11 protein-coding genes are annotated in these 12,706 nt (G+C 63.3%); 10 read left to right on the top strand and 1 reads right to left on the bottom strand.

Annotated features, from left to right (window positions below; genetic code table 11):
* Positions 1-18: 18 nt before the first annotated feature.
* Genes B0G71_RS30940 through B0G71_RS30895 form a run of 10 tightly spaced genes read left to right on the top strand, consistent with a single transcriptional unit; the run spans position 19 to position 10,872 of the window.
* Positions 19-546, top strand: coding sequence for a cupin domain-containing protein (locus B0G71_RS30940; protein ID WP_116122809.1), 528 nt, complete (start codon positions 19-21; stop codon positions 544-546).
* A 45-nt stretch (positions 547-591) separates the two neighbouring features.
* Entirely contained in the window at positions 592-1,482 is an 891-nt protein-coding gene (locus B0G71_RS30935) for an alpha/beta fold hydrolase (RefSeq protein ID WP_116146557.1), read from the top strand.
* Positions 1,483-2,376 carry an IclR family transcriptional regulator gene (locus B0G71_RS30930; protein ID WP_116146556.1) on the top strand — a complete coding sequence of 298 codons (894 nt, stop codon included), beginning with the start codon at positions 1,483-1,485 and terminating at the stop codon, positions 2,374-2,376.
* Positions 2,376-3,173: an SDR family oxidoreductase gene (locus B0G71_RS30925; protein ID WP_116146554.1), complete on the top strand. Its 798-nt coding sequence runs from the start codon at positions 2,376-2,378 to the stop codon at positions 3,171-3,173. Before B0G71_RS30930 ends, B0G71_RS30925 begins: the two co-directional genes overlap by 1 nt.
* A complete protein-coding gene (locus B0G71_RS30920; RefSeq protein WP_116149027.1) occupies positions 3,166-4,824 on the top strand; it encodes a thiamine pyrophosphate-binding protein in 1,659 nt (552 codons plus the stop codon). The genes B0G71_RS30925 and B0G71_RS30920 overlap by 8 nt, the downstream gene beginning before the upstream one ends.
* Entirely contained in the window at positions 4,817-5,647 is an 831-nt protein-coding gene (locus B0G71_RS30915) for an aspartate dehydrogenase (protein ID WP_116146552.1), read from the top strand. Before B0G71_RS30920 ends, B0G71_RS30915 begins: the two co-directional genes overlap by 8 nt.
* A gap of 40 nt (positions 5,648-5,687) precedes the next feature.
* A complete protein-coding gene (locus tag B0G71_RS30910; RefSeq protein WP_116149025.1) occupies positions 5,688-7,193 on the top strand; it encodes an aldehyde dehydrogenase in 1,506 nt (501 codons plus the stop codon).
* A 26-nt stretch (positions 7,194-7,219) separates the two neighbouring features.
* Positions 7,220-8,185: a VOC family protein gene (locus tag B0G71_RS30905; protein WP_116146551.1), complete on the top strand. Its 966-nt coding sequence runs from the start codon at positions 7,220-7,222 to the stop codon at positions 8,183-8,185.
* Positions 8,178-9,443 carry an NAD(P)/FAD-dependent oxidoreductase gene (locus tag B0G71_RS30900; protein ID WP_116146549.1) on the top strand — a complete coding sequence of 422 codons (1,266 nt, stop codon included), beginning with the start codon at positions 8,178-8,180 and terminating at the stop codon, positions 9,441-9,443. Before B0G71_RS30905 ends, B0G71_RS30900 begins: the two co-directional genes overlap by 8 nt.
* 25 nt (positions 9,444-9,468) lie before the next feature.
* Positions 9,469-10,872, top strand: coding sequence for an MFS transporter (locus tag B0G71_RS30895; RefSeq protein ID WP_116146548.1), 1,404 nt, complete (start codon positions 9,469-9,471; stop codon positions 10,870-10,872).
* A gap of 108 nt (positions 10,873-10,980) precedes the next feature.
* On the opposite strand, the gene B0G71_RS30890 is transcribed toward B0G71_RS30895, so the two are convergent.
* Positions 10,981-12,705, bottom strand: coding sequence for a J domain-containing protein (locus tag B0G71_RS30890; protein ID WP_116146546.1), 1,725 nt, complete (start codon positions 12,703-12,705; stop codon positions 10,981-10,983).
* Between the last annotated feature and the right edge of the window lies 1 nt (position 12,706).

Here is a 12,706-nt window from a genome sequence, read left to right as displayed (position 1 = left end):
AATCGAAAGGAGAAAGAGATGGCGGACGCCGATATCGAACGCAAATCGTGGGACCAACCCGCGGACGCAAGCTTTGCCCAATGGCTGGACAGCCGCGTCGCGCGCCTGGAAACGCGTCGCTACGACTGGGACGCGCTGAAGTTTCAGGCCGACTACGACCCGAAGTACCGCCGCGCGCAGATGCGCTACGTCGGCACCGGCGGCACGGGTGTCGCGAAAGACATGAACACGGTGCCCGCGGGCGGCTTCACGTTCTCGACGATGGTGATTCCGGCCGGCAACATCGGCCCGAGCCATATTCATATGGATGTCGAAGAAATTTTCTTCGTGCTGCGCGGCAAGATGAAAGTGGTCTGCGAGAAAGACGGCGAAACATGGGAAGCCGTGTTGGGCGAACGCGATCTGATCTCGGTGCCGCCGGGTGTGTATCGCACGGAAATCAACGTCGGTGAAGAAGACGCGTTGATGTGCGTGATGCTCGGTTCGCCGAAGCCCATTACGCCGACGTATCCGCCGGATTCGCCGTTGGCCAAGCTCAAGCGCTGAGCCTTCAAACGCTTCCGCAGTTTTAAAACACCCGCGAAGGAAATCATGTCCGCAGTCCCGTCCGTTACAGCTGATCAACACGCCACGCTCGAAGCCCGCGTTGCGCGCTTTCCGGCGCAGCAGATCTGGCTGGCCTCGCAACGCGCGGTGAGCTATCGCGAAGTGGATAGCGCCGACAGTAACGCGCTGCCGCTCGTGCTGCTGCACGGTATCGGTTCGGGCGCGGCGTCGTGGGTGCAGCAGTTCGAAGGGCTCGGTGCGACGCGCCGCGTGCTGGCGTGGGATGCGCCGGGTTATGGCGCATCCACGCCGGTCGCGGCCGGATCGCCCGCCGCAGCCGATTACGCGAGTGTGTTGAAAGAGTGGCTCGACGCGCTCGGCATCGAACGTTGCGTGCTGCTCGGCCATTCGCTCGGCGCGATTATCGCCGGCGCGTTTGCCTTTGAGTATTCGCAGCGTGTGGCCGGTTTGTTGCTCCTGTCGCCGGCTGGTGGCTACGGCGCGGCATCGGTAGAAATGCGTAATACGAAGCGCGATCAGCGTCTCGCGATGCTGGACGAACTCGGCCCGCAAGGACTCGCTGATAAACGCAGTACCAACATGCTGTCCGCTCACGCGAGCGACGAAGCGCGCGCATGGGTGCGCTGGAACATGTCGCGCGTGATTCCGCACGGCTATGCACAGGCCACACATCTGCTCGCCAACGCCGATCTCGCCGGCGATCTCGCGCGCTTTGATGGCCGCGTCAACGTGGCCGTCGGCGCCGACGACACCATTACGACGCCCGAAGCCTGCGGGCGACTCGCGCTCGCCGCCGGCACCAAACTGCAGGTCGTGCCTCACGCGGGCCACGCCGGCTATATCGAAGCCCCCGCCGCGTACATCGCGATCATCGACACGTTCTGTCGCGCGAGCGACGGACAACGGAGCCAATGAATGACGCCCGACACGCCCGACACCGCTCACGCCGAGCGCGACGCGGACGAAGACCGCACCGACACCAACGGCGACACCGCCTACCGGGTGCCCGGTCTTGAACGCGGTCTGAAGATTCTCACGGAATTCTCACCCCGCGAGCCGATTCTCGGCGCACCGGAATTATCCAAGCGCCTGAAGATTCCTCGCACGACGGTGTTCCGTCTGTTGCAAACGCTCGAATCGCTCGGCTTTCTGGAGCGTGCCGACAAGGACCGCAACTATCGCCTCGGCGTCGCGGTGCTGCGGCTCGGTTTCGAATATCTGAGCTCGCTCGAATTGACCGACCTCGGCTTGCCGGTCATCGAGGCGCTGCGTAACGAAACGGGCCTTACCAGCCACATCGTGATTCGCGATGGACGCGATGTCGTGTTCGTCGCCAAGGCGCAAAGCCACACGCCGATTTTCAGTTCCGTGAAGGTCAATGTGGGCACGCGTCTGCCGGCTCATGCCACGACACACGGCCAGGTGCTGATGGGCGACCTGACGCTCGACGAACTGAAGAAGCTCTATCCCGAGCCGGAACTCGAACGCTTCACGAAGCAGACGCCGGTCACCGTCGACGACCTGTACGAACGGATTCGCGACGACGCGCGGCGTGGTTTCGCGATCAGCGAGTCGTCGTTCGAACGCGGCATTTCGGTGGTGAGCGCGCCGGTGCGCAACGACACGGGGCGCATTGTCGCTGTCATCACGACGACGATTCCGCGCCACGAAATCGACGCGTCGCTGCTCGATAGCGGCCTGATCGACCAAGTCCGCCGCGCGGCCGACGACCTCTCGCAGCGGCTCAACTATCGGCCGAAGAGTGGCGCGAAGTCGGGTAGCAACTACATGAAGGCATTGGGGCTCTGATGATCCAAATCGACTTGAGCGGACAGGTAGCGGTGGTGACGGGCGGTTCGTCCGGCATTGGCCTCGCGACTGCCGAACTGTTTCTGCGGGCGGGCGCCTCGGTCGCGATCTGCGGCCGCGACACCGAACGTCTCGCGCAAGCGGAAGCCGCGTTGAAGGCGCAGTTCCCGCAGGCGCAATTGCTCGCGCATCGTTGCAACGTTCTCGACGCTGACGACGTGAAAGCGTTCGCGGACACGGTGAAGACACGTTTCGGCCGCACCGACATGCTGGTGAATAACGCCGGCCAAGGCCGCGTATCGACTTTCGTCGACACCACCGACGATGCCTGGCGCGAAGAACTCGACCTGAAGTACTTCAGCGTGATCCGCCCGACTCGCGCGTTTCTGCCGATGCTGCGCGACGCTTCCAATCCCGCGATTGTCTGCGTCAACTCGCTGCTCGCTCTGCAACCCGAGCCGCACATGGTGGCGACTTCGTCAGCGCGCGCCGGCGTGCAGAACCTGCTCAAGTCGCTCGCGGCGGAGCTCGCGCCGCAGCGCATCCGCGTCAATTCGATTCTGATCGGCATCGTCGAGTCGGGTCAATGGCGCCGCCGTTACGCGAAAGAAGCGCAGCCGGGCCAGAGCTGGGAAGACTGGACCGCCGAACTGGCGCGCAAGAAAAGCATTCCGCTAGGCCGCTTCGGTCGCCCCGAAGAAGCCGCTCAAGCGCTCTTTTATCTGGCTACGACGCTGTCGTCCTATACGACGGGCAGTCATATCGATGTTTCTGGAGGCGTTGCACGACATGTCTAACACAACCACCGTTGGCGAACTGATCGCCGCCTTTCTCGAGCAATGCGGCGTTCAAACCGCATTCGGCGTGATCTCGATCCACAACATGCCGATTCTCGACGCGATCCACAACCGCGGCAAGATCCGCTATGTCGGCGCGCGCGGCGAAGCCGGCGCGGTGAACATGGCCGATGGCCTCGCGCGTGTCTCCGGCGGCCTCGGCGTTGCATTCACCAGCACGGGCACCGCGGCGGGCAACGCAGCGGGCGCGATGGTCGAAGCCTTGACCGCGGGCACCGCGCTGCTGCACGTCACGGGTCAGATCGAAACCGAATACCTCGATCAGGACCTCGCGTATATCCACGAAGCACCGGATCAACTGTCGATGCTGTCGTCGATTTCGAAGGCCGCGTTTCGCGTGCGTTCCGTCGAAACCGCGTTGCCGACGATCCGCGAAGCCGTGCGTGTCGCGCAGACCGCGCCGAGCGGCCCGGTGAGCGTTGAGATTCCGATCGACATTCAGGCCGCCGAAGTGGAATGGCCCGCTGATCTCGCCGCGCCGCACATCACGACGCTCACACATTGCAAGCAGCGCGTCGCGCAACTCGCCGATTCGCTGGCGACGGCCAGGCGCCCGCTGCTGTGGCTGGGCGGCGGCACGCGTCACGCGACGAAGGCAGTCGAGCGTCTGGTCAAGCTCGGGTTCGGCGTCGTGACCAGCGTGCAAGGCCGCGGCGTGCTGCCGGAAGATCATCCGGCGACGCTCGGCGCGTTCAACGTGCATACGGCGGTCGAGAGTTTCTATAAGACGTGCGACGCGCTGCTGGTGGTCGGTTCGCGTCTGCGCGGCAATGAAACGCTGAAGTACAAGCTCGCGTTGCCGCAACCGTTGTATCGCGTCGACGCCGACGCGCTTGCTGATAACCGTGGCTATCACAACGAGATGTTTATCCACGGCGATGCATCTTCGGTGCTCGAAGAACTCGCGACGCTGCTCGAAGGCCGTCTCAAGGTCGATCCGACATTTGCGCAGGATCTCGCGGCCGCACGCGAAAGCGCCGTCGCCGACGTGGGCAAGGGCCTCGGCCCGTACAAGCGTCTCGTCGACGCATTGCAAGCCGCAGTGGGCCGCGACTACAACTGGGTGCGCGACGTCACGATCTCGAACAGCACGTGGGGCAACCGCATGCTGAAGATTTTCTCGCCGCGTGCGGGCGTGCACGCTTTGGGCGGAGGCATCGGCCAGGGCATGCAGATGGGCATCGGCGCGGCGCTTGCGGGTAGCGCGGCGAAGACTGTGTGCCTCGTCGGCGACGGCGGCTTGATGGTCAACGTCGGCGAACTCGCGACGGCCGTGCAGGAAAACGCCAACGTGATGATCGTGCTGATGAACGACCAGTGCTACGGCGTGATCCGCAACATTCAGGACGCGCAATACGGCGGCCGCCGTTGCTACGTCGATCTGCATCAGCCGGATTTTGCGCAGTTCTGCGCGAGCCTCAAGCTCACCCACTACCGCATCAAATCGCTCGACCAGGCCGACGCGATCATTCGCGAAGGCATGGCGAAGACCGGCCCGGTGCTGGTTGAAGTGGACATGCTGTCGGTCGGCTCGTTCGCCACCGCGTTTGCTGGCCCGCCGGTCAAGGAACAGGAGCCGGAACATGCGTGATGCGGGCTACGCGGGGCATCACGCACCCGTCGACGTCGCGATGATCGGCTTCGGCGCGATCGGCCAGGCCGTGTATCGCTCGGTCGCCGCCGATCCGACCGTGCGCGTGTCGCACGTGATCGTGCCGGAGCGTCACATGGCTGCGGTGCGTGAAGTAGTGGGCGACTCGGTGGATGTCGTGGCCTCCGTGTCCGCCTTGAGCAGCCAGCCGCATTTCGCGCTGGAATGCGCGGGACATAGCGCGCTGGTCGATCACGTGGTGCCGTTGCTGAAGGCCGGCACGGACTGCGCGGTTGCGTCGATCGGCGCGCTGTCCGACATGCTGCTGCTGGACGCATTGTCCGCCGCCGCCGATGAAGGCGACGCCACGCTGACGCTGCTCTCCGGCGCGATCGGCGGTGTGGATGCGCTGGCCGCCGCCAAGCTCGGCGGTCTCGACGAAGTGCTGTACACCGGCCGCAAGCCGCCTACGGGTTGGCTCGGCACGCCGGCGGAACAGCTCTGCGATCTGCACACGCTGAATGAAGAGAAGGTGATCTTCGAAGGCAGCGCGCGCGAAGCGGCGCGGCTGTATCCGAAGAACGCCAACGTGGCCGCGACGATCGCGCTGGCGGGCCTCGGTCTGGACCACACCACGGTTCGACTGATCGCGGATCCGAACGTGACGCGCAACGTGCATCGCATCGTGGCGCGCGGCGCATTCGGCGAGATGTCGCTCGAAATGTGCGGCAAGCCGCTCCCGGATAACCCCAAGACGTCCGCACTGACCGCGTATAGCGCGATGCGTGCGCTACGTAATCGCGCGGCACGCTGCGTGATTTAAGCCATCAGTTGAATAGCTGAAGCAAACTGGAATGACCGACATGACTCACTTCGATACCAGCCTCGTGCCCACCGGCGATATTTTCATCGGCGGCGAATGGCGGCAAGGGCGTGGCAACCCGTACACAAGCCTGTATCCGGCGGATCAGTCGGTCAACATGGAAATCTCGACGGCCAATGCCGACGACGCGCGCGACGCCGTGGAAGCCGCGGACCTCGCATGGCGCCGCGCGGACTGGTCGGGTTTGAAGCCGCATCAACGCGCGCTGGTTCTGTACCGCATCGCCGATCTGATCATGGCGCGTCACGAAGCGCTCGCGCAATTGCAGCGCCGCGATAACGGCAAGCCGATCGGCGAAACGCGTGTACTGGTGGCGAGCGCCGCGAACACGTTCCGCTATTTCGCTGCGTGCCTCGAAACACTCGACGAAGAAGTCACGCCCTCGCGTGGCGATTATCTGACAATGAGCATCTACGAGCCGATCGGCGTGATCGCGGCGATTACGCCGTGGAATTCGCCGATTGCTTCCGACGCACAAAAACTCGCTCCGGCGCTCGCGGGTGGCAACGCGGTCGTGTTGAAGCCGGCTGAAGTGACGCCGTTGGTCTCGCTGGCATTGGCGCGCATCTGCGAAGAAGCTGGTGTGCCGAAGGGCGTTCTAAGCGTTGTGCCTGGCAAAGGCTCGGTGATCGGCGACGTGCTGGTGCGTCATCCGCTGGTGAAGAAGGTGTCATTCACGGGCGGCACCGAAGTGGGCCGCGGTATCGCGCGCATCGCGGCGGACAAGCTGATGCCGGTGTCGCTTGAACTGGGCGGCAAGTCGCCGACCATCGTGTTCGACGACGCCGATCTCGATCACGCGGTCAACGGTGTGCTGTACGGCATTTTCAGTTCGTCGGGCGAAGCGTGCATCGCGGGTTCGCGTCTGTTCGTGCAGCGCTCGATCTACGACGTATTCATGAAGCGTCTCGCGGAAGGCGCGCGCAAGCTGCGCGTGGGCGATCCGACGCGTTCCGAAACGCAAATGGGTCCGCTCATTACGGCGGCGCATCGGGAAACCGTCGAGCGTTATGTCGCGCTCGGTCTCGAAGAAGGCGGCCGCTTGCTGTGCGGCGGCGAGCGTCCGGTTGGCGACGGCCGCGAAGCCGGCACGTACTTCCAGCCGACGATTCTCGAAGGCCTCACGAACAACGCCCGCATCTGCCAGGAAGAAATCTTCGGCCCGGTGCTGGTGGCCATGCCGTTCGACGACGAAGCCTCGCTGCTCAAGGAAGCGAACGACAGCGTGTTCGGCCTCGCCGCCGGCATCTGGACGCGCGACTACAAGCGCGCGTACCGGATTGCCCGCGCACTCGAAGCCGGCACCATCTGGATCAACACCTACAAGCTGTTCTCCATCTCGACGCCGTTCAGCGGCTGGAAAGAGAGTGGCATGGGGCGCGAGAAAGGCCGGCTCGGCATCCGCGAATACATGCAACAGAAGAGCCTCTACTGGGGCTTGAACGACGCGCCGCTGGCGTGGGCTAACGCGCCCCGGGCGAATTAATACGCAAGATACGCAAGAGGCACGTTATGACGATTCTCGGCATTGAACAGATTATTTACGGCGTGACGGATCTGGCCACCTGTCGCCGCTTTTTCGCCGACTGGGGCTTGAAGGAAGTCGCGCACGACGAAACCCAGGCGCGTTTCGAAACGCTGAACGGCTGCACGATTCTCGCTGTGAATGCGAATGATCCTTCGCTGCCGCCCGCTTTCGAAGAAGGCCCGACGCTGCGCGAAGTGACGTGGGGCGTGGCCACGAAAGCCGAACTCGACGAACTGCGCGGCCGCTTCGCCGGTCAGCCGGGCCATTTCGAAACCGACGACGCCGTCGGCTGCATCGACCCGAACGGCATGGCGATTCGCGTCGAAGTGACCCGCAAGCGCGCGCTCGACATTCACGGCTCGCCGTCGAACGTGTGGGGCCAGACGCTGCGCGTCGACCAGCCTTCGCCGATTTATGAACGTGCCGAACCGGTCGAAGTAGGCCACGTGGTGTTCTTCACGAACAAACTCGCCGAGCAGGAAAAGTTCTATCAGGAACTGCTCGGCTTCGAAATGTCGGACCGTTATCCGGGCCGTGGCGCGTTCATGCGCTGCGCGCCGCACGGCGGCCATCACGACATTTTCCTGCTGGCCTTGCCCAACGGTAAGCGCGGCCTGAATCACGTCGCGTTCACCGTGCGCGATATTCATGAAGTGTTCGGCGGAGGCATGCATATCAGCCGCTGCGGCTGGGACACGCAACTCGGGCCGGGGCGTCATCCGGTGTCGTCGGCTTACTTCTGGTATTTCCAGAATCCGGCAGGCGGCTTGATCGAGTATTACGCCGACGAAGACCAGCTCACGCCCGAATGGCAGCCGCGCGATTTCGAGCCGGGTCCGACCGTGTTCGCCGAATGGGCGATCGACGGCGGTATCGACGGCAATACGCGACGCCAGAAAAACGCGCAGGCGCCGGAAGGCAAGTTCATGACGGAGCGGAAAAATGACTGACGCTGCTGCTGCAAAGGCGCAAGCCGCCCATGCCGGACTGGAGGCACCGCGCACGATCGTCGTGATTGGCGGCGGCCAGGCGGCCGGCTGGGTCGTGAAGACCTTGCGCAAGGAAGGCTTCGACGGCCGCCTCGTGATGATCGCCGACGAAGTGCATCTGCCGTACGAACGCCCGCCGCTGTCGAAAGCGGTGCTCGCGGGTGAAGCGGATATCGATACCGTGCGGCTCGTAAAGCCCGACGACTTCGAGGCGCTGAATATCGAAGCATGGCAACCGGATTGCGCGACTTCGATCGATCGCGAACAGCGCATCGTGCGCACGCAGTCGGGCCGCGAAGTGCAATACGACCGACTGGTGATCGCCACGGGCGGCGCGGCGCGCAAGCTGCCGGAGTCGCTTGTGAAGACCTCGCACATTGCTTACCTGCGTACGCTCGACGAAGCCGTCGCTCTGGGTGAACGGCTGCGCGCCAGCAAGCGCGTGCTGGTGGTGGGCGGCGGCTGGATCGGTCTCGAAGTCGCGGCGACCGCGCGCAAGCTCGGAGTGGATGCAACAGTAGTGGAAGGCGCGCCGCGTCTGTGCGCACGTTCGCTGCCGCCGATGGTGTCCAGCTTCCTGCTCGATCTGCATCGCGCGAACGGCGTCGACGTGCGTTTGAATGCTTCGCTCGTATCGCTCACGGATCATCCGAACGACGCCAATTGCATTCGCGCCACGTTTGCGGACGGCTCGACGCTCGACGCCGATTTCGCCGTGGCCGGCATCGGGCTTACGCCGCACACGGCGCTGGCGGAAGCGGCGGGCGTGAAGGTGGAAGACGGCATCGTGGTCGATCATTTCGGCGCCACCGACGACCCGCGCATTTTCGCGTGCGGCGACGTCGCCAATCATCCGAGCGCGTGGCTCAAGCGCCGTGTGCGGCTCGAATCTTGGGCCAATGCGCAGAACCAGGCGATTGCCGCCGCGAAAGCATTGCTCGGCACCTTCGAACCGTATGCGGACATTCCGTGGTTCTGGTCCGATCAGTACGACGTCAATCTGCAGATTCTCGGCGACATTCCGGGCGATGCGCAACTGGCTGTACGCGGCGATTTGCCCGGCAAGCGCGCCACGCTGTTTCATCTGGAAGACAGCGCGATTCGCGGCGTGATCGCCATCAATACGCCGCGCGAACTGAAACTGTCGCGCAAATGGATGAACCAAGGCCGGACCATCGACCTTGCCACCCTGACCGACGCCTCAACGGCACTTGCCTAACCACATCTACGGACGGCACAACGGCATGAGAACCATCGACAACACCATGGGGGACCGCAGCAGCGCCGGTGTCTCAGGCCCTGTGACCCGGGGCTCGATCATCGCGCGTCTGGAGCGCTTGCCCAAGAATGCGATGCAGGTGCGCGCGCGCATACTGATCGGTCTCGCGACGTTCTTCGACGGCTTCGACGTGATCGCCATCGCGGCCACGTTGCCGATCCTGATCGCGAAGTGGCATCTCACGCCGTGGGAAATCGGCTTTCTGATCGGCTCCGGTTCGGTCGGGCAACTGATCGGCGCGTTCGTTTTCCCGTGGTATGCGGAGCGCAAGGGGCGCGTGAAGGCGATCGCGCTGAGTTCGGGGATCATCGGCATCACCAGCATTGCTTGCGGTTTTGCGCCGACGTTCGCAGCCTTCGTCGTGTTGCGCGTGATTCAAGGGCTCGGACTCGGCGGCGAGTTGCCGGTGGCCGCGACTTACATCAACGAGATCAGCCGTGCGCATGGCCGTGGCCGTTTCGTGCTGTTGTATGAAATCGTTTTCCCGGTCGGCCTGCTTGCTTCGAATGCGTTGGGTGCGTGGATCGTGCCGCGTTTCGGCTGGCAAGCCATGTACTTTATCGGCGGCATGCCGTTGATTCTGTTCTTCGTGCTGCGCAAACTCGTGCCGGAATCGCCGCGCTGGCTTGCTGAACGTGAACAGATGGCTGACGCGGACGCTGCGGTGCATGTGTTCGAGCGTTCGGTCAAAGGTCCGCTGCCGCCGGTCACTCACACGACTGAATTTGAAGCGATGGCCAATCGCCATCCGAAGCGCCGCATGGGCGACCTGTTTGGTCCGGCGTACCTGAAGCGCACGCTGGCCGTGGCCATGTTGTGGATTACCTGCGGCTTCATTCAATACGGCCTTTCGACGTGGCTGCCGACGATTTACCGCACGATTTATCACGCGCCGCTGCAACTCGCGTTGAATCTTGCGGTGGCCGCTTCGGTGCTCGGCGTGGTGGGCTCGCTCACTTGCGCATTGCTGGTCGACAAGGTGGGACGCAAGCCGATCATCAATCTCTCGTTTGTTGCGTGTGCGATTTCGCTGCTACTGGCGGGTGTGTTCCACGATTCGTCGGTGTATGTCGTGGCGACGTGCTGCGCATTTTCGCTGGGCTTCCTCGCTTGCGGGTTCATCACGGCTTATGTCTATACGCCGGAGTTGTATCCGACGAGTATCCGCGCGATGGGCTGCGGCGTCGGCGGCGCGTGGCTGAAGGTGGCGGCGATCTTCGCGCCGGCTATCGTGTCGAAGACGATGGTCGGCGGCAATTTGCAGGTGGCGTTTTATATTCTCGCGGCCGTGCCGTTTCTTGCGGCGGTGGCGGTGCACTTTCTTGGGATTGAGACCAAGGGGAAGGTGCTGGAGCAGCTCGAGGCTTGAGAATTTCGTGCGGTTCGAGTTTGGTGGGCGGTTGATGTCGTAGTGCCGCAATTAGCTGGGAGACGAGGGGCGCACTGGGTGGTGTGCCCCTTTGTTTTTGTAGCGCGTTTACCGCGTTGCCTGTCGCGTTTCCCGCCGTTGCCTGATCCCCTCAATAACCCAGATACTCATCAACCCCGCACTCACACAAGCGATGATATCCGGCTTATAAATCGCCAGCGCCATCCACACAAGGTTCGCATACCCACGAAAAAACGCCGGTATCGCATTGCGCAAATCATTCCAACGCGTCGTCGCCAGCACGCCGCCCGTGGCCGCCATCACCGCAAACAACGCCCACGCGAACTGCGTCGCACGCACATCCTGTTGCAACAGCAGCACGATCAACGCTACGAATCCTGCGAACCACAAAGGCACGCAAGCCCAAAACAACCGCCGCTGCCGCGCGATCCAACCGCGCCATTCCGCTTGCGAAAGCGAAATGAAGAACGCGAACAGCACACCGTGCGCATAAGGCATCGGCCACGCACGCGGATCCATCGCGATCCAATGACCCGCAAAACCCAACGCCGTCGCGCTGAATGCGGCCAGTATCGCGAGTTCTTTGACGGGCGGCCAGCCGTGAATCAACGCGGCCCAGATTGTACAGACGCCCAACGTGACCATCGCTATTGATGTCGAACGGCCGCTGCCGTCCTCGCACAATGCAAAGGCGGTCGCGCCAAGCCACACCGGAATCCAGCCATACCGCAGCCAGCCGATCGAGCGCAACGCCCGCAGCCGCTGTTGCTGCGGCTCGGACAGCAGCACGGTCGTGGCGGCGACCGTGATCAAGGCAAGCATCAGCGTCGACAGGAAAATGCCCAACTGAGCGGGCGACCACTGATCGAACCACCGGTTGCCGTTGGGGTTCAGCGACGCGTCGGCGAACAGCAAACCGCACCACGCGTTCAACGCGAGCGCCGGACCAAACAGACGGCCCGCGCCGATGCGGAATTTGAGGCAACGTCCCCAGAAATCGACTTTCTCGGCATCGAGCCGCAGCCGTACAACATTCGGATGGTAGCGGCCGAGAGCAGTCAACAACTGCTCCATCTCGGCACGCGCGCCGGCCCGAAGCAATGCACGCGCGCCGGCCGTCATTTGCGGCAGCGGACCTTCGAGCAATGCCATTGCGTTCGTGAAGCGCAGACGCAGCGCGTCGTAGTCTTCATCGGCGAACACGCGGTTCAAGGCGAGCGTGGCGATGGCCGCGTTGCGACGCCGCAAATGTGTCGAGTTGTCCCGCCAGCCGAGCACTGCGCTCAGGTTCATGCGCAGCGCGGCGGGCGTGTCCTCGTTCAGACAATGACACAGCGCCTGCCATTCGAGTTCGTCGCGCGTCGCAATGTTGACGACCGCGGCGAACAAGTCCTGCAGCGAACGGCGCGACTTGAGATCGTCCGCTTGCGCGATGAAGTTGTGCCAGAGTTGGACGGCGGTTCCAAAGGCGTCGGGTTCGGGGGTAGCGGCTTCGATTTCCGAAGCGTCGACCATCACGTGGGACGTCGCCGGCCCGGTTGCGGGCTCGCGCGTGTTTGCAATCAAAACGGCGGGTTCGGCCCCGGAGACGTTCGCTGTCGGCTCCGCTATTGCTGCCTTCGCGACCGCGCCGCTCGCCATCTGCAACGCGGATTCATACGCGTACCGCAGACGCTGAAATGCTTCAGCATCTTCATCCGGACGTTGTTGTTTCAACAGCCGTGCATAAGCGCGACGCACCGCACGCTCATCGGCACTCGACTCGATGCCGAGCACGTCCCAGGGCCATTGATTGTTCGAGATCGTATTCATG

It is taken from the genome of Paraburkholderia sp. BL27I4N3 (assembly GCF_003386115.1).
Classification (GTDB): Bacteria; Pseudomonadota; Gammaproteobacteria; order Burkholderiales; family Burkholderiaceae; genus Paraburkholderia.
The sequence above is the reverse complement of the archived record's forward strand: the minus strand, read 5'-3'. Positions and strand labels throughout refer to the sequence as shown.

Excerpts from the sequence above, each read along its gene's own strand:
- B0G71_RS30940 (WP_116122809.1), top strand. The coding sequence starts at position 19 with ATGGCGGACGCCGATATCGAACGCAAATCGTGGGACCAACCCGCGGAC.
- B0G71_RS30935 (WP_116146557.1), top strand. The coding sequence starts at position 592 with ATGTCCGCAGTCCCGTCCGTTACAGCTGATCAACACGCCACGCTCGAA.
- B0G71_RS30930 (WP_116146556.1), top strand. The coding sequence starts at position 1,483 with ATGACGCCCGACACGCCCGACACCGCTCACGCCGAGCGCGACGCGGAC.
- B0G71_RS30925 (WP_116146554.1), top strand. The coding sequence starts at position 2,376 with ATGATCCAAATCGACTTGAGCGGACAGGTAGCGGTGGTGACGGGCGGT.
- B0G71_RS30920 (WP_116149027.1), top strand. The coding sequence starts at position 3,166 with ATGTCTAACACAACCACCGTTGGCGAACTGATCGCCGCCTTTCTCGAG.
- B0G71_RS30915 (WP_116146552.1), top strand. The coding sequence starts at position 4,817 with ATGCGTGATGCGGGCTACGCGGGGCATCACGCACCCGTCGACGTCGCG.
- B0G71_RS30910 (WP_116149025.1), top strand. The coding sequence starts at position 5,688 with ATGACTCACTTCGATACCAGCCTCGTGCCCACCGGCGATATTTTCATC.
- B0G71_RS30905 (WP_116146551.1), top strand. The coding sequence starts at position 7,220 with ATGACGATTCTCGGCATTGAACAGATTATTTACGGCGTGACGGATCTG.
- B0G71_RS30900 (WP_116146549.1), top strand. The coding sequence starts at position 8,178 with ATGACTGACGCTGCTGCTGCAAAGGCGCAAGCCGCCCATGCCGGACTG.
- B0G71_RS30895 (WP_116146548.1), top strand. The coding sequence starts at position 9,469 with ATGAGAACCATCGACAACACCATGGGGGACCGCAGCAGCGCCGGTGTC.
- B0G71_RS30890 (WP_116146546.1), bottom strand. The coding sequence starts at position 12,705 with ATGAATACGATCTCGAACAATCAATGGCCCTGGGACGTGCTCGGCATC.